Here is a 25,078-nt window from a genome sequence, read left to right as displayed (position 1 = left end):
CGACCGTCTCAGACGACTTCAGGCTTGTCAATCAAGACGAAACGCATGCCTGCGGCGCGTGCCGCATAGCTTGCGCCGCGCGCGGTCAGGCCCGGCGGGCGGCGGCGCCGGCCGACGCGCCCAGCGCCTCGAAGGCGGTCTTCAGGATGCCCTCGGCGTCGAGCCCGGCATCCTTGTACATGCGCTCCGGCTTGTCCTGATCGAGGAAGCGATCCGGCAGGCACATGGGCCGCACCTTGAGGCCGGCATCGAGGGCGCCCCGGCTCGCGAGCAGCTGCAGCACATGGCTGGCGAAACCACCGACCGAGCCCTCCTCGATGAGGATCAGCACCTCGTGCTCGCGCGCCAGCCGCAGGATCAGATCCGTATCGAGCGGCTTGGCGAAGCGCGCGTCGGCAACTGTGGTCGACAGGCCGGCGGCGTCGAGTTCGTCGGCCGCGAGCAGGCACTCGCGCAAGCGCCCGCCGAAGGACAGGAGCGCCACCTTGCTGCCCTCGCGCAGCACGCGCCCGCGCCCGATCTCCAGAACCTCGCCGCGCTCGGGCAGATCGACGCCCATGCCCTCGCCGCGCGGATAGCGGAAGGACACCGGCCCCTCGTCATAGGCGGCGGCGGTCGCGACCATGTGGCGCAATTCCGCCTCGTCGCCGGCGGCCATCACCACGAAGCCCGGCAGGCAGGCGAGATAGGCGGTGTCGAAACTGCCGGCATGGGTCGGACCGTCCGCCCCGACGAGACCGGCCCGGTCGATGGGAAAGCGCACCGGCAGGCCCTGGATCGCCACGTCGTGCACGACCTGGTCGTAACCGCGCTGCAGGAAGGTGGAGTAGATCGCGCAGAACGGCTTGTAGCCTTCCGTCGCCATGCCGGCGGAAAAGGTCACCGCGTGCTGTTCGGCGATGCCGACGTCGAACATGCGCGTGGGGAAGGCCTCGCCGAACAGGTCGAGCCCGGTGCCGTCCGGCATGGCCGCGGTCACGCCGACGATCTTGTCGTCGGCCTGCGCCTCCTGGATCAGGCTTTCGGCGAAGACGCGGGTGTAGGACGGCGCATTGGCCTTGGGCTTGGACTGCTTGCCGGTGACGACATCGAACTTGGCGACGCCGTGATACTTGTCGGCGGAGTTCTCCGCCGGCGCGTAGCCCTTCCCCTTGCGCGTCACGGCGTGGATCAGCACCGGCCCCTGATGGGTGTCGCGCACGTTCTTCAGGACGGGAAGCAGGTGGTCGAGGTTATGTCCGTCGACCGGCCCGACGTAATAGAAGCCCAGTTCCTCGAACAGCGTGCCGCCGGTCCAGAAACCGCGGGCGTATTCCTCGGCCCGCGCCGCCTTCTGCTGCAGCTGGCGCGGCAGGGCCTTGGCCAGTTGCTTGGCGGCATCGCGCAGGGTGAGATAGGTGCGGCCCGACACGAGACGCGCCAGATAAGCGCTCATGGCCCCGACCGGCGGGGCGATCGACATGTCGTTGTCATTGAGAATCACGATCAGGCGCGAGTGCTGCGCGCCGGCGTTGTTCATCGCCTCATAGGCCATGCCGGCCGACATGGCCCCGTCGCCGATCACCGCGATGACATTGTTCTTTTCCCCATCGAGATCGCGCGCCACGGCCATGCCGAGCCCCGCCGAGATCGAGGTGGAGGAATGCGCCGCGCCGAAGGGGTCGTAGTCGCTCTCCGCGCGCTTGGTGAAGCCCGACAGGCCGTCGCCCTGACGCAGGGTGCGGATGCGGTCGCGCCGCCCCGTCAGGATCTTGTGCGGATAGCACTGGTGGCCGACGTCCCAGATCAGGCGGTCGCGCGGCGTCTCGAACACATAGTGCAGCGCCAGCGTCAGCTCGACCACGCCGAGCCCCGCGCCCAGATGACCGCCGGTCACGGAGACGGCGTCGATCATCTCGGCGCGCAATTCCTCGGCGAGCCGGGGAAGATCGGCTTCGGAGACCTGTCGCAGGTCGGCCGGCGTGGCGACCTTGTCGAGAAGCGGCGTTGAGGGGCGCTGATACACGGTTGTGATCCCAAATGTCGGGGGCGCGAGCGCGCGTGGGGCCAAGCGCGCTCCTTATCATCATTGGCACATAAGGCGCAAATTCCCTGTCTTCAAAGGCCCTTTGCCCGCCGCTCCGCTCGTCGGGGCACCACCCCGGCCAGGCTCCCGCGACAAAACACCCTGTCCAAAATACCTAGGTTTTTTTGGATATAATCGGCACGCCTCACCCATTTGGGTGATGAAAATCCAGACGGAAACTACTAAATAGAAGTTGTGGTCGATGGGGCCACGTGCACAGTGATCGACTTGAGGCCGTGCCTTGGCACGGCCTCTTTTTTTGATTCCGACAGCGTGATCAAGCTCTTGGCAGGTGCGGCGCGCCCCGCGCGACCGGGTCTTGTCGGATCAATCCCCGATGTCCATCGGACCGATATATGCCGCCTCGGCAGGGTCGCACCGTGAGGCGCAAGGGTGGCGCAAGGGTCGCCATTGCGCCCGCTGCCTCCGCAGACGCCCCTCCGTATACGAGCCTACGGATACGAACGGAGGGAGGGGCAGCGAGAAACCGCGGCCCGCGCCCTGCCCGTCCCGGGAGAGCGCGCGCCAGACGGCTCAGATCTCGCGGATCTCCGTGCCCTCGATCACGATGCCGAATCCCTCGAGACCGACATAGTGGCGCTGGCGCGACGCCAGCAGGGTGATGGAGTTCACGCCCAGATCCTTGAGGATCTGCGCGCCGAGGCCGACCTCGCGCCATTGCTCCTCGCGCGCCTGCGCGGACTGATGCTCCTCCAGTTCAGCCGCCGCCAGATCGGAGCGCGGACGACGCGTCTGGCGGGCGACGCCGACGGAGCCCTCGCGCAGATAGACGACGACGCCGCGTCCGCGCCCGGCGAAATCGCGCATCACGTCGTCGAGCACCCGGGTTTCGCCGAAGACGTCGTCGAGCACCGATTCCAGCTGCAGCCGCACCGGAACATTCCGCCCATCGAGAATGTCGCCATAGACGATCGCCACATGGTGCATGGGGTCGTAGGGCGTGGAATAGGTCACGGCATAGGCCGGGCCCGCCACGGTCTCGACCGGCTGTTCGCTGACGCGCTCCACCAGACGCTCGGTGCGCTGGCGCCAGGCGATCAGATCGGCCACGGACACCATCTTCAGGTTGTTCTCGGCGGCGAATTCCGCCACCTGCGCGCCCCGCTTGACCGTGCCGTCGTCATTGACCAGCTCGCAGATCACGCCGACTTCCTCGACGCCGGCGAGGCGACACAGGTCGACGGCGGCTTCCGTGTGGCCGGAGCGCATCAGCACCCCGCCCTCGCGCGCGATCAACGGAAACACGTGGCCGGGACGCACGAAATCCTCCGCGCCCGCATTGGAATTGGCGAGCCCGCGCACGGTCGAGCAGCGCTCCTCGGCGGAGATGCCGGTGGTCAAGCCGTGACGATAGTCGACGGAGATCGTGAAGGCGGTCGCCAGCGGGGCGTCATTGGTCGCCACCATGGGATCGAGGCGCAACCGCCGCGCCGTTTCCCGGGTCATGGGCGCACAGACAATGCCGGAGGTGTGACGCACCATGAAGGCCATCTGCTCCGGCGTGACGAGCGACGCCGCGACGATCAGATCGCCTTCGTTCTCGCGGTCGTCGTCGTCGGTGACGACGAGCATTTCGCCGCGCTCGAATGCGCGGATCGCGTCCGCGACGCGGGTCTGGGACTGATCCAAGGCCTTGGGTCCTTTCAAGCCGAGAAGGTCATTCGGGGTCACCGCGCCACCGGTGGCGGCGGCGATGCGCTCGGCGCTGTCGCGCGAAACCCACACGCCGGGATCTTTGCACAAGGCCGTGACCGCGGCCGGCGACAGACCGGCGCGACGGGCAAATGCGGAGCGGGTTTCCCTGGCCTGGGCCAGCCATTCGTCGAGACGCATGGCGACACCCTAACGGACAGACTTTTCAGTGACAATGAAAAACAAGCGGTCTTTCAGTATTACTGAAAGTCACCGACCTGACCGCGATGACGCAGCAGGTGATCGGCCAGGACGCAGGCGAGCATCGCCTCGCCCACCGGCACGGCGCGGATGCCGACGCAGGGGTCGTGGCGCCCTTTGGTGCGCACATCCACCTCGTCGCCACCGCGGTTCACCGACTTGCGCGGCGTCAGGATCGACGAGGTCGGCTTGACGGCGAAGCGCGCGACCACCGGCTCGCCGGAGGAAATCCCGCCCAGCACGCCGCCGGCGTGGTTGGACAGGAATTGCGGACGCCCGTCCGCGCCAAGGCGCATCTCGTCGGCGTTTTCCTCGCCGGTGAGGCTGGCGGCGGCGAAGCCGTTGCCGATCTCCACGCCCTTCACCGCATTGATGGACATGAGGGCCGCGGCGATGTCCTGATCGAGCTTGCCGTAGAGCGGCGCGCCGAGGCCGGCGGGAACATTGTCGGCCACCACCTCGATCACCGCGCCCACCGAGGAGCCGTCCTTGCGGATCCTGTCGAGATATTCCGCCCAGCGCGCGGCGGTGGTGGCGTCGGGGCAGAAGAAGGGATTGTTGCCGATCTCGTCCCAGTCCCAGCGCGTGCGATCGACCGCATGCGGGCCGATCTGCACCAGCGCGCCGCGCACCCGCATGCCCTCGATCACCTTGCGCGCGACCGCGCCGGCGGCCACCCGTGCGGCGGTCTCGCGCGCCGAGGAGCGCCCCCCGCCGCGATAGTCGCGAATGCCGTATTTGGCGTCATAGGTGAAATCGGCGTGGCCGGGCCGGTAGCGGTCCTTGATCTCCCCGTAGTCCTTGGACCGCTGGTCGGTGTTCTGGATCATCAGCGAGATCGGCGTGCCGGTGGTGCGTTGCACGCCGTCGTCGTCCTCCATCACGCCGGACAGGATGCGCACCTGATCCGCCTCGCGCCGCTGGGTGGTGAAGCGCGACTGGCCGGGTTTGCGCTGGTCGAGAAAGGCCTGGATATCGCTCTCCGTCAGCGGCAGGCGCGGCGGGCATCCGTCGATCACGCAGCCGAGCGCCGGGCCGTGGCTCTCGCCCCAGGTGGTAACGCGGAACAGGTGGCCGAAGGTGTTATGCGACATCTGACGATTTCCGGATGAAACGGTGCTCGGGGCCGGGCCGTTGTCCGGCCCGCTACCGTCTTCTAAAGGCGGAAGCGCTCAAGGGAAAGCCGTCGAACCGACAAAAGCGCGGACCGACGCTGCGGATCGCCCGCTCGCGATGCGGGCGCTCACGCCGCCTGACGGCGCTCCAGGTCCTCGGCCGCGCGCGCATAGCCACCGTCGGCGCCATCGACGAAGTGGATGTGCCGGTCGTCCTCGAGACTGGTCACCAGGCAGGTCATCAGGGCGGAATCCGACACGTGCAGGCCGTAGGAGAGCCGCCCGGCGCGCACGCCGTCGTCCAAATAGGCGCGCAGCGCGGCGAGCTGGTCCGCGTCGACGTCGAGCACGAGCCGCAGCGTGTCGTCGAACTTGCGGTAGTCGGTGTTGCGCACGAGGTCGTCGAGATAGGCATCCGGCTCCAGCGGCCCGACCCGCCGGCCGCTCTTCACCGCCACCAGAAAGGCAACGGACTCAAACAGCGCCCGCCCGAGCGCCCGGACGACGCCGCGCCGCCACCCGACGATCCGCGCCTCGCGCATCAGCCCGCTCGGGGGAAACCGGAACCGAAGCCCTTCGCGCCGCACCGGCGCGCTCGCCGGCGTCCGCCCTGCCACATCGAGACCCGGCAGGCGCCCCAGTTCCGCAAGGATGCGCGACAGCGACCCCGCCTCGCTGCCGGGTCGCAGAAGCAGCGTCGCGATGTGACCGTTGCGCGCGCGCATCGCCTCCCACCGGCAGGACAGGCCGTCGAGCGAGGCCGCCGCCCCCGCCTCCGGCGCGATGTCATACGGGCCGACGCGCGCCGGGTCCTTCAGGATCGTGTCGGCAAGGGCGATCCCGCCGCCGGCGAACATGGCGAGCGTGTTCGCCGGGCTCAGCCGGAACTTCGCGACGCGAAGATCGCCGCCGGCGGCGCGCAGGTCGGCCAGGGGAATCGCCGCCGCGCGCAGCTCCAGACCGGCCGTGTCGCGGGCGAGCAGACGCAAGGTCGCGAGCGCGCGGCGCGCCGGGCCGACCAGATCGGGCGGCACCGCCGCCGCCGCCCCGTCGCCGGCAAAGACGAAGGGCACCTGTCGCTCGGGATCGAGATTTACCAGTGCGGCGACCACCGAGGCCGCGATCATGTTGACGGTCTTGTAGTGCCCTTCGGCCATCGCCGCGCGCGAGCGCACGATATCGGCGCACAGCACGGTCCAGTCGTCGGGGATCGCCGCGAAGACCGACGGATCCGCGACATTCGCGAAATCGTCGAACGCGGGCAGGTCCTCATAGAATCGGTCGATGTCTCCCGCCCCTTGCGGATCGTCGTTGCCGTGCGGGTCGCTCTCGTGGCCCTTCAGTGCGTCCATCGGCTTGCGCCACTCCCATCGGATGCCGTTCGCGCCCCGCCAACCCCGGTCATTGTCGCAGTCCTGCTTCTTGCCCGGGTATACGCGGAGCGCTCCCGGCCGGGCTTCCGCCGCCCGGCGATCACACGAAGATGTGAAGGCCCGAAGGACCGGTCGCGGCGACGGCGGCGGGTGCGCCTGCCGTCATTTTGCCGCTGTGCCGGCGCAGGGTTTCGGTCTAAGGAAGACAGCGCGGCGCATCGGGACGCGTCGCTTCAGGAGCTTTTCAGACATGACCCGTATCGTCTTGGCGGCGCTGGCCGCCGTCGTCGCTTCCGCTCTGGCGCTTGGCGCCGCGCTGGCGGGAGAAGTGGAAGCCACGATTGTCGCCGTCGACGTGGAAGCCTCGGAGATCGAACTGTCCGACGGCGAGCGCTACCGCTATCCGGTCGATTTCTTCGTCGACGATCTGCAGCCGGGACAGGCCGTGCTGGCCTTCTTCGACGAGGAGAACGGCGACAAGGTGCTCGTCGACCTGCAGGTACTGGAGCAATAGCGCCGCGCGGCATCGGGTCGCGCGCGGCTCAGACCCAGGCGAGATCCGCGCCGTCCCAGACCAGAAACCTGTCCTGCGGCGTTTCGAGCCGCGGGATCTCGGCTTCCGCTATGCCCTTCAGCCGTCCCTGCACCACCCGCATCACGCCGCCGTGCGACACGATCACGCTGGGGCGGGTCACCGTCGCCAGCCAGGCGTCGATGCGGTTCGCGAGCATGGAGTAGCTTTCGCCCTCCGGCGGCACGAAGCCCCATTTGTCGGCCTTGCGCCGCGCGGTGAGATCGGGCGAGCGCTCGGCGAGTTCGGGGATGGTGTAGCCCTCCCACGCGCCGAAGGTGATCTCGCGCAGGCGCTCGTCGCAGAAGAAATCGTCGTCCGCCCGGTCCAGTTCGCCCCGCAGGATGCGCATGGTCTCCACCGCGCGCGACAGGGGCGAGGCGAGAAACATCAGATCGTCCGCCGCCATGCCGAGCGCCTCGAGATGCGCGCGCAGCGCCTGCCCGTTGCGCCGCGCCTGCGCGCGGCCGGTGTCATTGAGCGGAATATCCTTCTGACCCTGCATGCGGCCTTCCGCATTCCAGTCGGTCTGCCCGTGGCGGACGAACACGAGGAAGGGCGGCACCGGACGCGCCTCGGCGCCCGGCCGCGCGGGATCGCGCGCATCCGGGTCGACGGTCTTGTCCGCCTTCGCTGTCACTGTATCGGAGATCGCTGTCATGGTCCTTTCGGAGCGCCCCGGGGCGCCCGCGCTCGCGGTGGCACGCGACCGCATGGGCCGCGCGGGTCTGCGTCAGATACGCAGAGCGTGCCGCGATTCGATCAATCCTTGACGACGGAAATGTCGGGCGCGTCGACGGCCTTCATGCCGACCACGTGATAGCCGCTGTCCACGTGCTGGATCTCGCCGGTGACACCGCGTCCGAGATCGGACAGCAGGAACAGGGCGGCGTCGCCGACTTCCTGGATCGTCGTCGAGCGGCGCAGCGGGGCGTTGTACTCGTTCCACTTCAGGATGTAGCGGAAATCGCCGATGCCCGACGCGGCGAGCGTCTTGATCGGCCCGGCCGAGATCGCGTTGACGCGGATATTCTGGCTGCCCAGGTCGACCGCGAGGTAGCGCACGCTCGCCTCAAGCGCCGCCTTGGCCACCCCCATGACGTTGTAATGCGGCATGACCTTCTCGGCGCCGTAATAGGTCAGCGTCAGCATCGAGCCGCCGTCGCTCATGAGCTTTTCCGCACGCTGCGCCAGCGCGGTGAACGAGTAGCAGGAGATCTGCATGGTGCGCGCGAAATTGCCGGGGCTGGTGTCGACGTAGCGCCCGGTCAGCTCGTCCTTGTCGGAGAAGGCCACCGCATGCACCAGAAAGTCGATCTTGCCCCATTTTTCGGCGAGCGTGTCGAACACGGCATCCATCGACGCCTCGTCGGTCACGTCGCAATGGCCGGCGACGATGGCGCCGAGATCCGCGGCCAGCGGCTCGACCCGCTTGCGCAGCGAATCGCCCTGATAGGTCAAGGCGATCTCCGCGCCGGCATCCGACAGCGCCTTGGCGATCCCCCAAGCGATGGACCGATTGTTCGCGACGCCCATGATAAGCCCGCGCTTGCCAGCCATCAGTCCCTGTGTCACCGCCATGCCAATTCTCCTGCACGCTCACTCTGGCGCCGGCGGATCGCTGTGCGCGCCGCCGCGCCCCCCGCTCCGCACACCCTGCGGCCGGGAGCGCTTCCTATGGCACAGCCCCCCCTTGCCTTCAAGCCACCCGACACGTCGTCCGGGCGGTCGACGGAGGCGGGAAATGTGATATGGCTCTTGCGCTCAAACGTTCGAAAATGATCAGGCGTCCCATCCCCATGACCGACCCCGCAGTCCATGCCCGTCTCATCGAGATCGTCGGCGATCGCAACGCCTTGCGCGCCGAAGCCGACACCGCCCCCTATCTGCGCGAATGGCGCGACCTCTATGTCGGAAAGACGCCGATGGTGCTGCGCCCGGGCGGCCGCGAGGAGGTCGCCGAGATCCTGAAGGTGGCCAATGAGGCCGGGCTCAGGATCGTTCCGCAAGGCGGCAACACGGGTCTCGTCGGCGGCCAGATTCCCGATGATTCCGCTACGGAAATCGTGCTCAGCCTGAGCCGCATGAACCGGGTTCGCGACATCGATGCGGACGGCTTTTCGATGACGGTGGAGGCCGGCTGCACCCTGCAGGCGATCCACGACGCGGCCGATGCGGCGGACCGGCTGTTCCCGCTCACGCTCGGCTCGCAGGGCTCCTGCCAGATCGGCGGAAACATCGCCACCAACGCCGGCGGCACCGCCGTGCTGGCCTATGGCAACACCCGCGATCTGGTGCTCGGACTCGAGGTCGTGCTCCCCGACGGGCGCATCTGGGAGGGGCTCCGGAGCCTGCGCAAGGACAACACCGGTTACGATCTGAAACAAATGTTTATCGGTTCGGAAGGCACGCTGGGGATCATCACGGCCGCCGTGCTGAAGCTTTTCCCCAGGCCGCGCGCCCAGGACGTCGCCTTCGTCGCGCTGGCCTCTCCGCGCGATGCGCTGGCGCTGTTTTCGACCGCCCGCGCGCGCGCCGGCGCGATGCTCACCGGCTTCGAGCTGATGCCGCGCATCGGCGTGGAATTCGCCGTGCGACACCTGCCCGGCGCCCGCGATCCGCTGGCCACCGCCGCACCCTGGTATGTGCTGATCGAACTGTCGTCGGGCACCGAGGGCGCGGACGGGGGCAACCCGACCCGCGACCTGATGGAAACGATCCTCGGCGAGGCCTATGAGGCTGGGCTGGTGGAGGATGCCGCGCTCGCCGAATCCGTCCAGCAGGCGGCCGACTTCTGGCACATCCGCCACGGCATGTCGGAGGTGCAGCGCGAGGAAGGCGGCTCGATCAAGCACGATGTCTCCGTGCCGGTCGCCGCCGTGCCGGATTTCCTCGACGAGGCGATCGCGGCCGTCGAGGCGCTGGTGCCCGGCTGCCGGCCAGTGCCCTTCGGCCACATGGGCGACGGCAACATCCACTTCAACGTCAGCCAGCCGGTCGACGCCGACAAGGCCGCGTATCTCGCGCGCTGGGACGAGATGAACGCGGTCGTGCACGGCATCGTCGCCAGATATGGCGGGTCGATCTCCGCCGAGCACGGCATCGGTCGGCTCAAGCGCGATCTGCTTGGCACGGTCAAGAGCGAGGTGGAGATGGACCTCATGCGCCGCGTGAAGGCCGCCTTCGATCCCAACGGCATTCTCAATCCGGGCCGGATTCTCTGACGGAACGCCCCCGCCCCCGGGCGTCGCGCGGCGCACCGCAAACCGAAGGGCGGGGATCACCCGATGCCGACCATCCTTGCCTACGACGCGCGCTTCGAGGACGAGCTGATCGCCCTGCTGGGCCGCGATCCCGACTGGGCCGATTTCACGAAGGCGGACACGCTCGAGGTCTTCAAGACCGCGCTGTCGACCAGCCGGACCTATCTCTGCGCCGACCGGGGGTGCGTGTGCGGCTATCTGCGCGCCGTGGTCGACGGCTTCGGCCTCTACGTCAGCGAACTCTATGTGGCACCGCACGCGCGCCGGGCCGGCCACGGGAAAGCCTTGCTCGCGCGGATCAAGCAGGATCACCCGGATCGCCCCGTCTACGTCCTGTCCGACGAGGATTGGTACTATGAGGCGCTCGGCCTGACCCGGAGCGGGTCGGTCTTCGACCTGTAACGACAGACCGGCCTCCGGCTCCGGTCGCGACGTCAGAAGAGGTCGAGCTGATCGTCGTCGGCTTTTGAGATCGCGCCGGAGGCGGCCTTGCGGGGTTTTGGCGCGGGGGACGTCCCGGCCTTTGCCTGCGGTTGAGCTTCGGGTGCAGCTTCCGAGTCTGCCTCCGGGGCGACGGGGCGGGTCAGCTCTTCGTCGTCGATGCGCGCGCTGTTGACGCGCGTCGACACGGGCACGGCCTCGAAGAGATCCTCCGCCGGCGAGGTCAACAGGGAGCAGGCCTCGGCCAGCGGCGTGGAGCGCACGTCCAGCCAGGCATCGAAGTCCTGCGGCGCGATGACCGCCGGCATGCGGTGATGGATCGCGCCGATGGTGCGGTTCGCCGGGACGGTGAGGATCGCCCCCGTCTCGATCTCCCCGCCGTCGGGATCGCACCATTCCTCCCACAGACCGGCGAAGGCGACGAGCCTGCCGTCGCGCGGGCGGATCCAGTAGGGTTGCTTGGCGCCCCCTTGCGGCCTGTGCCACTCGTAAAAGCCGCTGGCCGGCACGAGGCAGCGGCGATGGCGCATGGCGGCGCGGAAGGAGGGCTTTTCCGCCGCCGTCTCGGCGCGGGCGTTGATCAGCAGGGAAAAGCTCGCCGGGTCCTTCACCCAACCCGGCACCAGCCCCCAGCGCACCAGCGCGAAACGCCGCGCGTTGCCCGACAGACGCACGGTGGCGATCGGCTGGGTCGGGGCGATGTTGTAGCGCGGGGGAAACTCGGGCGTGTCGACATGGTCGAAGAGCGCCCGCACCTCCTGCGGCGTTGCCGAAAGCGCATACCGTCCGCACATGATCCCGCCTTTCTGTCTTGCGCGCCGGTCTGTCTTGCGCGCCGGTCTGTCTTGCGCGCCGGCTTGTCTCGCGCCTCGTCCATGCAGCGCAGAGCCTCCCGGCGCGGCATTCTACGTCGCGGCATCTTCCGGCGCGGAAATGGGACAGCGACGTCGCACGGCGCTGCGCTGCAATCGTATCGCGACGTTACATCCCGAAGGGGCCCGTTTCACGCCCCCCGCGCCCTCTCGTCCGCCGGCAAGGGTATCGCCTTCTGAGGATTAGCAAAATCGAAACCGGCGCGGGCTATCGTCACGCCGACGCGGATCAAGAGACGGATTCATGGGCGAGACGCAGGGGATATTGGGCAAGGGACGGCTGAGCGCCGAACGGCTCGCGGCCGCCAACATCAATCCGAATACCGGATTGGCGACCGATTATCTCAACCATTTCAACGAAGTGGTCATGGTGCTGGAGATGCTCCCGGCGATGCCGGACTGCGCCGAGGACGTGCTCGCCTGGGAACCGCTGAGCTACGAGGCGCATTTCCAGGCCTCCGGCTTCACCGAAAAGCAGCTTGCGATCGAGGCGTTTCAGGCCGCGCCGGATGCGGTGCGCCGGGCGCTGAAGGATGTGGTCGCGACGCTCGACACGGCGGTTTGCGAAAAGCAGGGGCGGCTGCGCGCCACCGACGACGTTCCAGGCGTCGCGGAAGCCCTGGCCTTCGAGACCGTGGAGGAAATCAAGCCGCTGATCGCCAGTGCCAGCGCGATCATCCATGGCCAGCTCGACGCCCGGGACGACCCGGACGCCGATTCGCAAGCCTCCATCGATGCGCTCTTTGCCTGACATGATGTGCTGTACGGGAGCTGGCTCGTGGCCGGAAGGGGGGCGCGGACGCCCCGCCGCACCGGAGACGCGCGGATGAGCGCCGCCGGCACCGATCCGGCGGTGCGCCAGGGGGTCAGCGTGATGTGCGTCGCCGACGACGGGCGGGTGCTGCTGGTGCGGCGCGGCAAGGATCCCTACCGCGATCACTGGAGCCTGCCGGGCGGCAGCATCGAGGCGGGCGAACCGCCGGCGGCGGCCGCGATCCGCGAGCTTCTGGAGGAAACCGGCCTGACGGCGACGCTGGTGCCGGAGCCGGTCGACCGGGTCGACCTCAGCCACATCGACGCGGCGACCGGGACGGCGACGCGTTTCCAGATCTCCGTTTTTCTCGCGCGCACGCCACGCGGCCGGCTGCGTCCCGGCGACGACGCCAACGATGCGGCCTGGGTGACGCTCGCCGGTCTGGCGGACCGGGCCATGACACCCGGGACGGCGGACCGCATCCGCCGCCTTCTCGGCAGCGAAACGCCGGCCGATCCGGGCACCGATCCCGATCCGGACCGGTCGCCCGCGTGAGCCGGTTCGACATGGGCCGCGCCGCCGCAATCCCCTTGCGCCGCCGCCCGAAGGGCCGCATCTTGGCGCCCATGTCGCGCGTCTTCCGACCCTTCTCCGCCACCTCGCCGCACCGGGCCCGGGCCGCTGGCGGTGCGGGCGCCGTGCTGGCGCTGACCCTGGCGCTCGGCCTCGCGGTCATCGCATGGAGCGCGCCCGTGCAGGCGCAGGCGCCCGGCGACGACCCGCCCTATGAGGCGGATCTGATGCGGCTGTCGGAGATCCTGGGCGCGCTGCACTATCTGCGTCCGCTGTGCGGGGGCGAGGACGGGACGCTGTGGCGCGACCAGATGCGCGCGCTGCTCGACGCGGAAGTGCGCGACGAGGCCCGCGAGCGCCGCTTCATCGAGCGCTTCAACCAGGGCTATCGCGGCTTTTCCTCGGTGTACCGCCGCTGCACGCCGGCCGCCGAGGCCGCGCTTGCGCGCTATGTGGAGGAAGGCGGCGCCCTCATTCGCGACGTCACCACCCGCTACAATCGCTGACCCTCCGGCTCCGGGGTCTCCGCGCGTTTTTCGGCGCGCCGCGCGGGTCGTCGGCGTTAACCATATTGGCCGGAATTCGAGCGAATGCGTTAACGAAGCGTTTACGACCGCGCCCCGACTCCCCCATACCTGTCCCGAGGGTTCACACCGACCGCGCGAGGCGTCATGCGAGACAACGACCATCTGGACATCGAGAGCGACGAGGGCGAGGACGGCATCGTGACCGACCGGGAAATCCGGCAGATGGCGCTCGGCTACATCGACGACGCCTTCGCCGAGGCCGTCGCCTCGGGCATTGATTCGGCCGCCGTTGCCCATGCCGCGCTGTTCACCGCCTTCGCCGATCTGGTGACCACCTTTGGCGAGGAAGCGGTGGCGCAGATGGCGGAAGACCTGCCCTCCCGCGTCCGGCGCGGCGATTACACGCTGTTCAAGCCCCTGCACTGACGATCCGGCCGTCGGGGCGACCGGCCCGCTGCGATGCGCGGCAGGCGCGCTCAGCCCGCGAGATAGAGATGGGCGAAAATGCCGATCCCGAACAGGATCAGCAAGGCGCCCGAGATCCGGTTGATCCAGACGAGCCAGTCGTCGGTCATGCGCGCGCGCAGGCCCGACACGACGGCGGAAATGAACACCCACCAGGCGAGCGCGCCGGTCACCACGCCGGCGACCATCAGCGCCGCGCCCGTGTAATTGCCGGGATCCGGGGCCCATTTCCCCAGACTTCCGAAGATCGCGATGAAGCCGAGCACGACGCCGGGGTTGGTGAGCGTGATGGCGAATCCGGTGACGAGACCGGACACCAGCCCGGTGGGCGGCGCGTCGTCGGCGGGCATGTGCGGCCGGGCGATCAGCACCTTCGCTCCGAACAGGATGACCAGCATGCCGCCGGCGGTCTGGATCAGCGCGCTGTGGGTCTCGACGAAGTCCGACACGGCGGTGATGCCGAAGGCGGCGAAAGTGGCATAGAGCCCGTCGGCGAGAACGGCGCCGGCACCGGCGAACAGCCCCGGCAGAAAGCCGTAGCGAAAGGCGCGCTGGATGGCCGCGATGTTGATGGGGCCGACCGGGGCGCTGGTCGCGAGGCCGATGGCAATCCCGATCAGAAAGAAAAACGTGTCTGACAGCACCGCTCGCTCTCCGGATCGTCGGCGCGGCGCAGCCCCCGGCCCACGACCCTGCCCGCGCGCCCGCGCGCTCCGGGACGGGAGGCGGGCGCGGCAACATCCCCGTCGCTCCCCTTAGCGCAGAAGCGCGCGGCTTCACAACCTCCCAGCCCCACGAAGCTCATGCGGCGCGGACGATTTTCGCCCACCGTGGAGATGCGTGTTTGCGCCGGTGCGGCCTTGGGTTAGGGTCGCGGGCGCCGGAGACGAGCGAACGAAAGACGAGGTGATCATGCCCCTGCCGCGCACGCTTCTCGTGGGTCTTGCCAGTTGCGCGCTGATCGCCGCGCCGGCGGCCGCGCACGCCGCGCAGGACACGCGCGTGCAGACCGAGCGCATCCAGCTCGACCCGCCCGAAATGCCGGGCGGCGCGGGTGGCATCCCGGTCGATCCCGATCTGGCCGCGTCCCCCGACGGGGCCGCAGACGTGCCCTCCGACGCGGTGCGCCCCGCGCCCGGGCCCGCGCCGGACATCCGCTACGGCGAGGCGGGTCTGCCGAAGCCGGTGGCGCGCACCCGCGCGCAGCTGCTCGAGGCCGCCCATGCCGGCGACTTCGACCGGCTGCGCATGGTGCTGGAGGGCAACGAGATGATGCCCACCCTCACCTTCGCCGAGATGGGCGATCCCATCGAGACGCTGAAGGCCGCCGCCGGCGACGACGACGGCTACGAGATCCTGGCGATCCTGATCGAGGTGCTGGAGGCGGGCTACGTCCATGCCGACGTCGGCACGGCGCAGGAGATGTACATCTGGCCCTATTTCGCCCGCACGCCGCTCGACACGCTGACCGCCGAGCAGAAGGTGGAGCTCTATCAGCTCGTCACGGCGGGCGACATGGCGGAGATGGACATCACCGGCACCTGGACCTTCTACCGCGTCGGCATCGGTCCCGACGGCACGCTGCATTATTTCGTCGCCGGCGACTGAGCCGCCGGCGACCGCCGGTCCGGTTACTGGCGCGTGGTGACGACGAAATCCGTGCCGAGACCGGAATGCAGGCGGAAGGGCCGGTCGGTGACGATCAGCGACGTGCCGAGCGTCAGGCGATCCTCCACGAAGCGGCGCGCCTGCGGGGACCATTCGATCCGGTCGAGCACGCTGGCCGCGCTCGCTCCCTCGGCCTCGGCGGCCGTGACGCTCATCCAGCGCCCCGAACTGATGCCGCCGCCCGCGTCGATCAGCGTGTAGAGATGCGTGCCGAGCGGCGCGTCGGGGGCCTTGAGGACCAGATTGCCGGCATAGATCTCCCTGAACTTGCGGCGCACGTAGACACGCCCCGTCGCCGGGCCCGCCTCGCCGGCCTCGGCATAGAGACGCCGCAGCACGACATCGGTCGGCTCGCCGGTGACCGGCAGATCGGCGCCTTCCTGAAACAGCCGGATCGCGGCGCGCGTCTTGCGACCCATCACGCCATCGACGGGACCGGGCGCATAGCCCAGACGGTCGAGCACGCGCTGCATGTCGCGGATGCGCTCGCGCGCGGTCGTCCGCGTGATCAGGATGCGCAAGGGATCGCCGGCCTCGCGCGCGTCGGCCGCCGCATCCTTGCCGATCGCGGCCACCGTTCGCGGCTCGCCGTCGGCCGCAACTCCGGGCAGCGCCGGACGCAGCCCGAGCACGCTGTCATCCAGGCTCGCCACTTCCGTGCCCTTGATGTCGCGCCGTGGCAGCGCGGCATGAAGGATCCCGTCGGGCCGCGTGCGCTCGCGCGTGATCACCACATGGCCGCCGCGCTCCGTCATGCCGAAGAGATTGCTCGCAAACCCCTTCGGCAGGCGCACGCAGCCGTGCGAGGCGGGATAGTTCGGCACCCGCCCCTCGTGCAGGGCGATGCCCGACCAGGTCAGCCGCTGCATGTAGGGCATCGGCGCATTGTCGTAGAGATTGGAAAAATGCCGGCGCCGTTTCTCCAGAATGCTGAAGATGCCCGTCGGCGTGGAATGCCCGCGCTTGCCGGAGGAAATGCGCGAGCTGTCGATCAGCTGCGTGCCGCGATAGACGTCAAGCTTCTGATCCTTCAGGGACACGAGGATCTGAAGCGGCGCCTCGACCTGCTGCTTGCCCTCCCGCTCATGGTCGCCCGCCACGGAGACCATCGGCCCCGCATCGCGCGCCACGGCCGGCAGGCTCAGTCCCGCAAGCGCCAGGACCAGCATCATCGTGCGGACAGGCCGCCGGCCAACTTGCGCGCCGCGCGCGCTCTCGGTCACCTTACTCATACGCGTACCCATCCCGCTCCACAGCCCCGCTCTTCGGCGTATCACCGCCGGTTGTTTTACCTGACGCCGGTGAATCTCCGGTTAGTCCGCCCAAGCTATCCGCCATTTCCGCTCACGATGGCGTGATGGCGATCACAGGATGGCAGGTCCGTGACTCCGCGCGCGGGACGCGACGATTCGCACCTGTCCACACAAAACTTGCACACAGACTACAAACAACCTTGCAAAACCCAAGCACTTCTTCGTTGCGACTCAGAATGCGATTCGGAATCTTTTAACCAAGACGGTCGCCTTCCCGGCCGGCACACCACACAAGACACGACTTGCAACGCGGCCCCCGGCGCCCGCGAAGGAGACCGCTGTGTTCAACACGCAAACGACACCGGACCGCACGGCCCAGCCCATGTTCACCGACATCAACGATATCCGCATGTCCGATTGCCCGGTCGAGGCGGACGCGCTTCCCGTCGTCAACCGCCTGCTGCAGGCCAATCCGTGCTTTCGAAACGTCAGCGAGGCCTTCGAGACCGGCCTGTTCGACATCATCGAGATGAGCTTCGTGGAGTGCAATCCGGCGCAGGAGCGCGCCCTGCGCGATCTCGTGCATGTGCTCTCGCGGCGCATCCTCGATATCTTCGAGGCCTCGCTGCTGATGAAACAGCTGGCGCTCGAGGACGGCACCTGCAAGCTCACCGCCGCGCAGATCGCCGCCTTCGTCGACACCGCGCGCGAGGAAGCGCAGATCCAGTGTCTCGACATCAACGAGCTCAATCCGCGCTCGGCGGAGATGGAATACGCGGCGGTGCTGAAATCGATCTTCGACGAGCTGCGCGCCTATCTCGGCCTGCCGACGCTCGACCTGGAGTTTCTGATCGCGGACCTGAAGACCTGTCTCGATCTCGTCGTCCAGCGCCATGTGTGGCGCCGGGTGCGCATCGAGACGGAGACCCACCGCCGGGTCGGCGAGCAGATCGAGGCGCTGCTGGCGCTGGCGAGCGACGCGCAGGACCAGCGCATTCCCCGCCTGTTCACGATCAAGCCGATCCCGGCCCGCGCGCGGATCGCCAATCTCTCCGCGTCTTTCGGCGGGCGCCGCTCGCTGCCGAACCCGGCCTGAGCCCCCATTCGACCGGCGCGCCGCAGCAAGCTTCCCCGCGAAGCGGCGCGCCGAACGGGTCAGACCTCGTCAGTCGCGCGGCAGGGCCTCGTGAAAGAGCACCGGCCGGCCGTTCGACGGGGTGACCAACTCGCCGTCCCACATCACCTGACGTCCGCGCACGATGGTGCCGACCGGCCAGCCGGTGACCTCCTTGCCGTCATAGGGCGTCCAGCCGCATTTGGAGGCGATCCAGTCGTTGCGGATCGTCTCCTTGCGCTTCATGTCGACCACGGTGAAATCGGCGTCGTAGCCGACCGCGATGCGGCCCTTGCGCGCGATGCCGAACAGCCGCTGCGGCCCGTGCGAGGTCATGTCGACGAAGCGGGCGAGCGACAGGCGCCCGGCGTTGACGTGATCGAGCATGATCGGAACCAGCGTTTGCACCCCGGTCATGCCCGAGGGCGAAGCCGGATAGGGCTTCTGCTTTTCTTCCAGAAGGTGCGGCGCGTGGTCGGAGCCGAAGATGTCGAGCACGCCCTGTTCGAGCCCCCACCACAGGCGCTCGGCGTGGCGCGGATCGCGCACCGGCGGGTTCATCTGCACCAGCGAGCCGAGGCGCGCATAGGCCTCGTCGGTCAGCGTCAGGTGATGCGGCGTCACCTCGATGGAGGCGACGTCCTTGTGGGCGATCAGATAGTCGACCTCTTCCGCCGTGGACAGATGCAGGATGTGGATGCGCGCGCCGACCTTGCGCGCGATGCGCACCAGCCGCTCGGTCGACTGCAGGGCGGCCTGCACGTCGCGCCAGACCGGATGCGAGCGCGGATCGCCTTCCACGCGCTCGCCCATGCGATCGCGCAGCCGGTACTCGTCCTCGCTGTGGAAGGCCGCGCGCCGGCGTGTGTTGGAGAGGATCCGGCACACGCCCTCGTCGTCCTCGACCAGCAGATCGCCGGTCGAGGATCCCATGAACACCTTGATGCCGGCCGCGCCCGGCAACCGCTCCAGCTCCCCGACGTGGTCCGCGTTCTCGCGCGTGCCGCCGACCCAGAAGGCGAAGTCGCAATGCATGCGGTTCGTCGCCCGCGCGATCTTGTCGGCGAGCGCCGCCTCGCTGGTGGTCAGCGGATTGGTGTTCGGCATCTCGAAGACGCTCGTCACGCCGCCCATCACGGCCGCACGCGCGCCCGATTCCAGATCTTCCTTGTGCTCCAGCCCCGGCTCGCGGAAATGCACCTGCGTGTCGATGACGCCGGGCAGCACATGCAGGCCCGTGCAATCGATCACGCGCCCGGCGCTCGCCGCCTCGAACCGGCCGAGCCCGACGATCCGCCCGTCGCGCACCGCGACGTCGCGCAGGCCCTCGCCATCGTGATTGACGACGGTTGCGTTTTTCAGGACGAGATCAAACGTATCGGGCATCGAAAGCTCCTTGTTCGCGCGGGGACCGCCGGGCGGGGACGCCGCCCGGCGGCATGACACATAATGACTGGAAGCCCGCGCGTCATCCACAGGCGGGCGCATTGGCCCGCTTTTCCCGGAGAATGGGGCGCAGAGCACGCCTGCGCGCCTCAAGCGTCCCTCGCCCATGCGCAGCCGCCCCTTGTTGGCACGCGCGTTCCGGCTTATCTCGCACGGGACACGATGAGCGGAGGGGAGCATGCACGACGCGACGGGCGACACAGCAACGACGGGCACGGCGGTGCGGCTGAGCGACCGCGCGGTGCTGCGCGTGGCGGGCCCGGAGGCCCACGGTTTTCTGCAGAACCTGCTGACCTGCGATTTCGAGGCGATCGACCGCACAGGCGCCGGCTACGGCGCGCTGCTGACGCCGCAGGGCAAGATCCTGTTCGATTTTCTCGTCTTCGCCGATGCGCCGGACGAGGACGGGGGGGCCGCCTATCTCCTCGACGTGGCCGCCGACGTCGCCGCCGATCTGGCCAAGCGCCTCACCTTCTACAAGCTGCGCTCCAAGGTCGCGATCGCGGATGTGAGCGAAGGAACAGCCGTGCTCGCCGCCTGGGGCGCGCCCTGGGACGACGCCCTGCCCGGCCGCGCCTGCCCCGATCCCCGGCTCGCCGCCTTCGGCCTGCGCATTCTCGCCCCCGCCGGTGCCTTCGCCGGCGACACGCCGCCCGCCGGCTTCGCCTGGGGCCACGCGAGCGCCTATCACGCGCGCCGGGTCGCGCTCGGCCTGCCCGAGTCGCCGGTGGACTTCGCGCTTGGCGACAGCTTCCCCCATGACGCGGACATGGACGATCTTCACGGCGTCGCCTTCGACAAGGGCTGCTTCGTCGGGCAGGAAGTCGTCAGCCGCATGCAGCATCGCGGCACCGCGCGCCGGCGCGTCATCCAGGTCACGGGCGACGTGGCCCTGCCCGCGCCGGGAACCGAAATCCTCGCCGGAGCGAAACCGGCCGGCACGCTGGGAACCGTCGACGGCACCCGGGGGCTGGCGCTGGTGCGGCTCGACCGCATCGCCTCCGCACGCGCCAGGGGCGACGCGGTGACCGCCGACGGCGTGGCCCTGACGGCCGAGCTCCCCGACTGGGCCCGTTTCACCTGGCCGTCCGACGCGACCGCCCCGGACGCGAGCTGAGATACACCGATGGCAACGGCCCGATCCAAGCCGCGCTCCACGCCGCCCGCCAGGCCGCCCGCCAAGCCGCGAAGTGCGCCGCGCGCCTGGCAGCGCATGCTGTCCGGCCGGCGGCTCGACCTGCTCGACCCCTCGCCGCTCGACGTGGAGATCGAGGACATCGCGCACGGACTCGCCCGGGTCGCGCGCTGGAACGGGCAAACCGTGGGCGAGCACGCCTATTCGGTCGCCGAACATTCGCTGCTGGTGGAGCGGCTTGCCCGCGACCTGCACCCCGATCTGACGCCCGAGGCCTGTCTCGCCGTGCTGCTGCACGACGCGCCCGAATATGTGATCGGCGACATGATCTCGCCGTTCAAGGCGGTGATGGGCGGCAGCTACAAGGAGATCGAGGAGCGGCTGCAGGGCGCGATCCATCTGCGCTTCGCGCTGCCCGCCGCCATGTCCGTCCGCCTGAAGACGCTGACCAAGCGCGCCGACACCATCGCCGCCTATTTCGAGGCGGTGGAACTGGCCGGCTTCGAGGCGAAGGAAGCCGCCCGCATCTTCGGCCGGCCGCGCGGCTTCCCCGATCCGGACGGAACGGGTCCGCGCCTGGGACTGACCGCCTCCCCCGCCTCGCAGGCCCAGGCCGCCTTCCTGCACCGGTTCGGGGAGCTTGAAGCCGCGCGGGATCGGGCGAAAACACGCTGACATGCACGCCCGCGCGCCCTACATGGTACCCGTCCGCCTTCGCTGGGGGCAGCCCGAGGAGACCCGATGATCACCGTATGCTCGCTGGCGCATCTGGGCGCGACCGTGGAGCGCACAGGCGCGCGCCATCTCATCACCCTCATCAGCGCGGGCACCGAGGTGCCGCGCCCGCCGCAGATCGCGGAGCGGGATCATCTGTTCCTCGCCTTCAACGACATCACGGCGCCGGCGGAGGGTCTGACCCCGCCGGGCGAGGAGCACGTGCGCCAGCTTCTCGACTATGTGACCGCCTGGAACCTCTCGGCGCCGCTGGTGATCCATTGTTTCGCCGGCATCAGCCGCTCCACGGCCGCGGCCTATATCACCGCCTGCGCGCTGGATCCGGACACGCCGGAGGAGGCACATGCCGCGCGGCTGCGCAAGGCCTCGCCCTCGGCGACGCCGAACCCGCGCCTCGTCGCGCTGGCCGACGGGCTGCTCGCGCGCGACGGGCGGATGCGCACGGCCATCCAGGCCATCGGCCGGGGGGCGGATGCCTATGAGGGCGCGCCCTTCGCCTTCGACCTCGGTGCGCGGCGCGCGCCGATGCGCCCCTGAGCGGGCGATGATCGAGATCGGCCTCAACGCGGTCATCGTCGCGGTGGCCGATCCGCACCCGCAGGTGCTGACCATCGCACCGCCCGGCGGCGGCGTGCCTCCCGCCCTGCCCTTCGGCCCCTTCGATCCGACGCGGCACCGCACCTTCGAGATCGGCCTGCGCGAATGGGTGGAGGAACAGACCGCCCTGCGTCTGGGCTATGTCGAGCAGCTCTACACCTTCGGCGACCGGGGCCGCCACCACATCCATTCCGACGACGGACCGCATGTCGTCTCCGTCGGCTATCTGGCGCTCGCCCGCCAGACCGCGCGATCCGATGCGGCACTTGCCCAGCAGAATGCCCGCTGGCGCTCCTGGTACAGTTTCTTTCCCTGGGAAGACTGGCGCGCCGGGGTACCGGACGTGGTCGCCGCCGAGATCATGCCCGCACTTTCCGCATGGATGCGCGCGCCGGTGCCGGCCGGCAGCCCGCCGCGCGCGCAATCGCGCGAGGACCGGGTGCGTCAGGCGTTCAACCTGCAAGGGCTCGACGAGGAGGGGGCCGGCTGGGACGAGGAAAAGGTGCTCGACCGCTACGAGCTTCTCTACGAGGCCGGTCTGGTGGAGGAGGCGCGCCGGGACGGGCGCCCCGCCGCGCTCGAACGCGACTGCCTGCCCGGGCTCGGCCTTGCGATGCATTACGACCACCGCCGCATCCTCGCCACCGCCATCTCGCGGCTGCGCGCCAAGCTCAAGTACCGCCCGGTCGTCTTCGAACTGATGCCGCCGACCTTCACGCTCACCGACCTGCAACGCTGCGTCGAGGCGATTTCCGGACGGCATCTGCACAAGCAGAACTTCCGCAGGCTGGTCGAGAAGGGCGATCTGGTGGAGGCGACGGGAGAAACCTCCACCGCCACCGGCGGGCGTCCGGCCGCCCTGTTCCGCTTCCGCCGCGACGTGTTGAAGGAGCGCCCCACCCTCGGCCTGCGCGTCGGCGGACGGTGAGAGCACGCCACGCCTTGGCAAGCGCGCGGGGATCGGCATAGTCAGCGCCATGTCCGCACACCCCACCACCTCGGCCCCGGTCGACACGCCGCCGGCCCCGCGCCCCTACGATCCGCCGCGCGAGCCCTATCTCACGGTGCTGCACGGGGACGACGACATTCTGGTGCTCGACAAGCCGAGCGGGCTTCTCAGCGTGCCGGGCAAGGCGGAGACCCATGCCGATTGTCTTGCCGCCCGCGCCGCGGCGCGTTTTCCCGGCGCGCGCATCGTGCATCGCCTCGACATGGACACCTCGGGCGTGATCGTGCTGGCGAGGACGGCCGCCGCGCACCGCCACCTCGGGCTGCAATTCGAACGCCGGCACGTGGAAAAGAGCTACGTCGCGCGGGTGTGGGGCCGCATGGCGGCGGAGGCGGGCATCGTCAACCGGCCGCTGCGCTGCGACTGGCCGAACCGCCCGCGCCAGATCGTCGACCACGACGCCGGCCGGGCGGCGCGCACCGACTGGGCGGTGCTGTCGCGCGACGGCGACACCACAAGGGTGCGTCTTGCGCCCCACACGGGGCGCTCGCATCAGCTCAGGGTGCACATGCTGTCGCTGGGCCACCCGATCCTCGGCGATCCGCTCTATGCCCCGGCGGACGCGCTGGCGGCCGCCCCCCGCCTGCAGTTGCACGCGGCGCGGCTCGTCTTGCGGCATCCGGACGGCGGCCGGCGGCTGATCTTCGACGCGCCCTGCCCGTTCTAGAAAAACGACGCCAACCAACCGCTTAACCCGCATTTGAACGGACGGATTAACCATGGTCGCCCGTCCGCAACGGGTAAAACCGCGCCATTCGGCGGTTTCGCGCAGGCATTAACTCTCTTTCAAGGTTAAACGACGACGATAGGTCTACGGATGGCGCCGGTTTTACCGCGCACCCGATGTTTCGACAGGACCGGAGTTGCCGCGTATGACTGGCACGGTTGAGACCGCCCCCCCTCGTGCAGGCCGCCGCCCGCGGCGCCGCCTCTCGCGCAGCGCCCGCCGTGCGGCCCTTCTGGCGCCGGCGCTCTATCTGACCTTTGCCGGGACGATCGCCGAGCAGGACACGACCGCGCTGATCGAGGCGACGCGCGGCGATGCCCCGCGCTGGATGTCCGCCATCGAGGCCGCGCCGCATGCGACCAGCGTGGCGCCGAGCCTGGTGCTCGCCGACGCGTCGCGCGCCACCGGCGGCGACACGCCCGATTATGCCGTGACCAACGCCGCGCCCGGCACGGACCCGGCGGTGGTGCGCGGCCTGGAATCGCTCGTCAAGGACGCCAAGCCCGACACATTGCCGGCCGAAACCCCGGTCAACCGCGCCGCCAAGGGGGACCGCTTCGTGTCGCTCGCCCCCGACCGGCAGATGGTCGGCGTCGCCGCCGGCTCGGTCTACGCCATGAACAGCCTGATCGGCGCGCGCGACGCCTCCGCGCTGCCGCGCGTCGCCTTCGTGCGTCCGCAGATGCCGGAAGGCACGGCCGCGATGATCGCCAAGGCCAAGGAGAAGGGCCTCGCCTCGCCGCTCGATCTGACGCGGATGGCGGTTGCCCGCAACGCGGCCGCCACCAGCATGTCGCTCGCCTCGGCCTATGCGCCGGACCAGCTCGACGACGTGCGCGCGCCCTTCGAGGCGCTGCTCGGCGGCAATGCGATCAAGGAGGAGCTCTCCCGCGAGGCCAAGCGCGAGGGCGATCCCTTCTGGTGGGCCACCGCGCCGCTGCCAGCAAACGTGATCACCGCCAAGGAGCAGCGCTGCCTTGCCGAGGCGGTCTATTTCGAGGCCCGCGGCGAGCCGCTCAACGGCCAGGTCGCCGTTGCCCAGGTCGTGCTCAACCGGGTGCGCAACCCGGCCTATCCGAACACCATCTGCAAGGTCGTCTATCAGAACCGCCACCTCTACAACCGCTGCCAGTTCTCCTTCGCCTGCGACCGCATCCGCGACCGCATCACCGAGAAGCCGCAGTGGGAGACGGCGCAGAAGGTGGCCCGGGAGACGGTGTCCGGCAAGCGCTATCTGGAAGCCGTGGGCGCCTCGACCCACTATCACGCGACCTACGTCAGCCCGCGCTGGGCGCGCTCGATGAAGCGCCTGGAGCGCATCGGCCAGCACATCTTCTATCAGACGCTGCGCGGCGGCTGGAGCTGACGGCCCAGCACGCCCGGGCGACTCGTGCAAGCGCCGGGTCGCCGTCGTCCCCGCAGTTCGCCGATTTCCCCCGTCGCACGCGGATTTTTGCCGCG

25 protein-coding genes are annotated in these 25,078 nt (G+C 69.2%); 15 read left to right on the top strand and 10 right to left on the bottom strand.

Annotated features, from left to right (window positions below; genetic code table 11):
- Positions 1-85 precede the first annotated feature (85 nt).
- The 4 genes from dxs to ABL312_RS02130 form a co-directional block, all read right to left on the bottom strand.
- Positions 86-2,005 (bottom strand): 1-deoxy-D-xylulose-5-phosphate synthase, encoded by a 1,920-nt coding sequence (gene dxs / locus ABL312_RS02145; protein ID WP_349359735.1) that lies wholly within the window; start codon positions 2,003-2,005, stop codon positions 86-88.
- Between the two features lie 594 nt (positions 2,006-2,599).
- Complete coding sequence (gene ribB / locus ABL312_RS02140; RefSeq protein WP_349359734.1) at positions 2,600-3,919, bottom strand: 3,4-dihydroxy-2-butanone-4-phosphate synthase; 1,320 nt, start codon at positions 3,917-3,919, stop codon at positions 2,600-2,602.
- Between the two features lie 59 nt (positions 3,920-3,978).
- Entirely contained in the window at positions 3,979-5,073 is a 1,095-nt protein-coding gene (gene aroC, locus ABL312_RS02135; protein WP_349359733.1) for a chorismate synthase, read from the bottom strand.
- Between the two features lie 149 nt (positions 5,074-5,222).
- Positions 5,223-6,446: a DUF3095 domain-containing protein gene (locus ABL312_RS02130; RefSeq protein WP_349359732.1), complete on the bottom strand. Its 1,224-nt coding sequence runs from the start codon at positions 6,444-6,446 to the stop codon at positions 5,223-5,225.
- Between the two features lie 271 nt (positions 6,447-6,717).
- Here ABL312_RS02130 and ABL312_RS02125 point away from each other — a divergent pair, with 271 nt between their 5' ends.
- Positions 6,718-6,981, top strand: coding sequence for a DUF1344 domain-containing protein (locus tag ABL312_RS02125; protein WP_349359731.1), 264 nt, complete (start codon positions 6,718-6,720; stop codon positions 6,979-6,981).
- Positions 6,982-7,009: 28 nt separating this feature from the next.
- Here ABL312_RS02125 and ABL312_RS02120 read toward each other — a convergent pair whose 3' ends face one another.
- Both ABL312_RS02120 and fabI read right to left on the bottom strand, forming a co-directional pair.
- Complete coding sequence (locus ABL312_RS02120; RefSeq protein WP_349359730.1) at positions 7,010-7,699, bottom strand: histidine phosphatase family protein; 690 nt, start codon at positions 7,697-7,699, stop codon at positions 7,010-7,012.
- Positions 7,700-7,800: 101 nt separating this feature from the next.
- Entirely contained in the window at positions 7,801-8,619 is an 819-nt protein-coding gene (fabI, locus tag ABL312_RS02115) for an enoyl-ACP reductase FabI (protein ID WP_349359729.1), read from the bottom strand.
- A 218-nt stretch (positions 8,620-8,837) separates the two neighbouring features.
- Between fabI and ABL312_RS02110 the strand changes: the two genes are divergently transcribed.
- On the top strand, positions 8,838-10,262 hold the full coding sequence (locus tag ABL312_RS02110) for an FAD-binding oxidoreductase (RefSeq protein ID WP_349359728.1): 1,425 nt from the start codon (positions 8,838-8,840) through the stop codon (positions 10,260-10,262).
- Between the two features lie 63 nt (positions 10,263-10,325).
- Positions 10,326-10,703: a GNAT family N-acetyltransferase gene (locus ABL312_RS02105; RefSeq protein ID WP_349359727.1), complete on the top strand. Its 378-nt coding sequence runs from the start codon at positions 10,326-10,328 to the stop codon at positions 10,701-10,703.
- Positions 10,704-10,735: 32 nt separating this feature from the next.
- On the opposite strand, the gene ABL312_RS02100 is transcribed toward ABL312_RS02105, so the two are convergent.
- Positions 10,736-11,536: an SOS response-associated peptidase gene (locus ABL312_RS02100; protein ID WP_349359726.1), complete on the bottom strand. Its 801-nt coding sequence runs from the start codon at positions 11,534-11,536 to the stop codon at positions 10,736-10,738.
- Between the two features lie 322 nt (positions 11,537-11,858).
- On the opposite strand from ABL312_RS02100, the gene ABL312_RS02095 reads away from it, so the two are divergent.
- The 4 genes from ABL312_RS02095 (at position 11,859) to ABL312_RS02080 (ending at position 13,894) form a co-directional block, all read left to right on the top strand.
- Positions 11,859-12,365 carry a hypothetical protein gene (locus ABL312_RS02095; RefSeq protein WP_349359725.1) on the top strand — a complete coding sequence of 169 codons (507 nt, stop codon included), beginning with the start codon at positions 11,859-11,861 and terminating at the stop codon, positions 12,363-12,365.
- A gap of 75 nt (positions 12,366-12,440) precedes the next feature.
- Positions 12,441-12,923 carry an NUDIX domain-containing protein gene (locus ABL312_RS02090; RefSeq protein WP_349359724.1) on the top strand — a complete coding sequence of 161 codons (483 nt, stop codon included), beginning with the start codon at positions 12,441-12,443 and terminating at the stop codon, positions 12,921-12,923.
- On the top strand, positions 12,920-13,447 hold the full coding sequence (locus ABL312_RS02085) for a TIGR02301 family protein (RefSeq protein ID WP_349359723.1): 528 nt from the start codon (positions 12,920-12,922) through the stop codon (positions 13,445-13,447). The genes ABL312_RS02090 and ABL312_RS02085 overlap by 4 nt, the downstream gene beginning before the upstream one ends.
- 165 nt (positions 13,448-13,612) lie before the next feature.
- Entirely contained in the window at positions 13,613-13,894 is a 282-nt protein-coding gene (locus ABL312_RS02080; RefSeq protein WP_349359722.1) for a hypothetical protein, read from the top strand.
- A 50-nt stretch (positions 13,895-13,944) separates the two neighbouring features.
- Here the strand turns inward: ABL312_RS02080 and ABL312_RS02075 are convergent, their stop codons facing one another.
- On the bottom strand, positions 13,945-14,577 hold the full coding sequence (locus tag ABL312_RS02075) for a LysE family transporter (RefSeq protein ID WP_349359721.1): 633 nt from the start codon (positions 14,575-14,577) through the stop codon (positions 13,945-13,947).
- A gap of 268 nt (positions 14,578-14,845) precedes the next feature.
- Here ABL312_RS02075 and ABL312_RS02070 point away from each other — a divergent pair, with 268 nt between their 5' ends.
- Complete coding sequence (locus ABL312_RS02070; protein WP_349359720.1) at positions 14,846-15,541, top strand: hypothetical protein; 696 nt, start codon at positions 14,846-14,848, stop codon at positions 15,539-15,541.
- Between the two features lie 23 nt (positions 15,542-15,564).
- On the opposite strand, the gene ABL312_RS02065 is transcribed toward ABL312_RS02070, so the two are convergent.
- Positions 15,565-16,833: a L,D-transpeptidase family protein gene (locus ABL312_RS02065; RefSeq protein ID WP_349359719.1), complete on the bottom strand. Its 1,269-nt coding sequence runs from the start codon at positions 16,831-16,833 to the stop codon at positions 15,565-15,567.
- 361 nt (positions 16,834-17,194) lie between these two features.
- On the opposite strand from ABL312_RS02065, the gene ABL312_RS02060 reads away from it, so the two are divergent.
- A complete protein-coding gene (locus tag ABL312_RS02060) occupies positions 17,195-17,950 on the top strand; it encodes a hypothetical protein (protein WP_349359718.1) in 756 nt (251 codons plus the stop codon).
- A gap of 69 nt (positions 17,951-18,019) precedes the next feature.
- Here the strand turns inward: ABL312_RS02060 and ABL312_RS02055 are convergent, their stop codons facing one another.
- Positions 18,020-19,354 carry a dihydroorotase gene (locus tag ABL312_RS02055; protein ID WP_349359717.1) on the bottom strand — a complete coding sequence of 445 codons (1,335 nt, stop codon included), beginning with the start codon at positions 19,352-19,354 and terminating at the stop codon, positions 18,020-18,022.
- Positions 19,355-19,592: 238 nt separating this feature from the next.
- Here ABL312_RS02055 and ABL312_RS02050 point away from each other — a divergent pair, with 238 nt between their 5' ends.
- The 6 genes from ABL312_RS02050 to ABL312_RS02025 all read left to right on the top strand — a co-directional run bounded on the left by ABL312_RS02050 (position 19,593) and on the right by ABL312_RS02025 (position 24,983).
- Positions 19,593-20,531 (top strand): folate-binding protein, encoded by a 939-nt coding sequence (locus ABL312_RS02050; protein ID WP_349359716.1) that lies wholly within the window; start codon positions 19,593-19,595, stop codon positions 20,529-20,531.
- A 96-nt stretch (positions 20,532-20,627) separates the two neighbouring features.
- A complete protein-coding gene (locus tag ABL312_RS02045; RefSeq protein ID WP_349361320.1) occupies positions 20,628-21,224 on the top strand; it encodes an HD family hydrolase in 597 nt (198 codons plus the stop codon).
- 66 nt (positions 21,225-21,290) lie between these two features.
- On the top strand, positions 21,291-21,821 hold the full coding sequence (locus tag ABL312_RS02040) for a tyrosine protein phosphatase (RefSeq protein WP_349359715.1): 531 nt from the start codon (positions 21,291-21,293) through the stop codon (positions 21,819-21,821).
- 7 nt (positions 21,822-21,828) lie between these two features.
- A complete protein-coding gene (locus ABL312_RS02035) occupies positions 21,829-22,809 on the top strand; it encodes an NAD regulator (RefSeq protein WP_349359713.1) in 981 nt (326 codons plus the stop codon).
- A 49-nt stretch (positions 22,810-22,858) separates the two neighbouring features.
- Positions 22,859-23,557, top strand: a complete 699-nt coding sequence (locus ABL312_RS02030; protein ID WP_349359712.1) for an RluA family pseudouridine synthase — start codon at positions 22,859-22,861, stop codon at positions 23,555-23,557.
- 205 nt (positions 23,558-23,762) lie between these two features.
- Complete coding sequence (locus tag ABL312_RS02025; protein ID WP_349359710.1) at positions 23,763-24,983, top strand: cell wall hydrolase; 1,221 nt, start codon at positions 23,763-23,765, stop codon at positions 24,981-24,983.
- The last annotated feature ends 95 nt before the right edge of the window (positions 24,984-25,078 follow it).

This window comes from Stappia sp. (assembly GCF_040110915.1).
In the GTDB taxonomy this organism is placed as follows: Bacteria; Pseudomonadota; Alphaproteobacteria; order Rhizobiales; family Stappiaceae; genus Stappia.
Note: the sequence above shows the minus strand (reverse complement) of the source record. Positions and strands in the feature narration are given on the sequence as shown.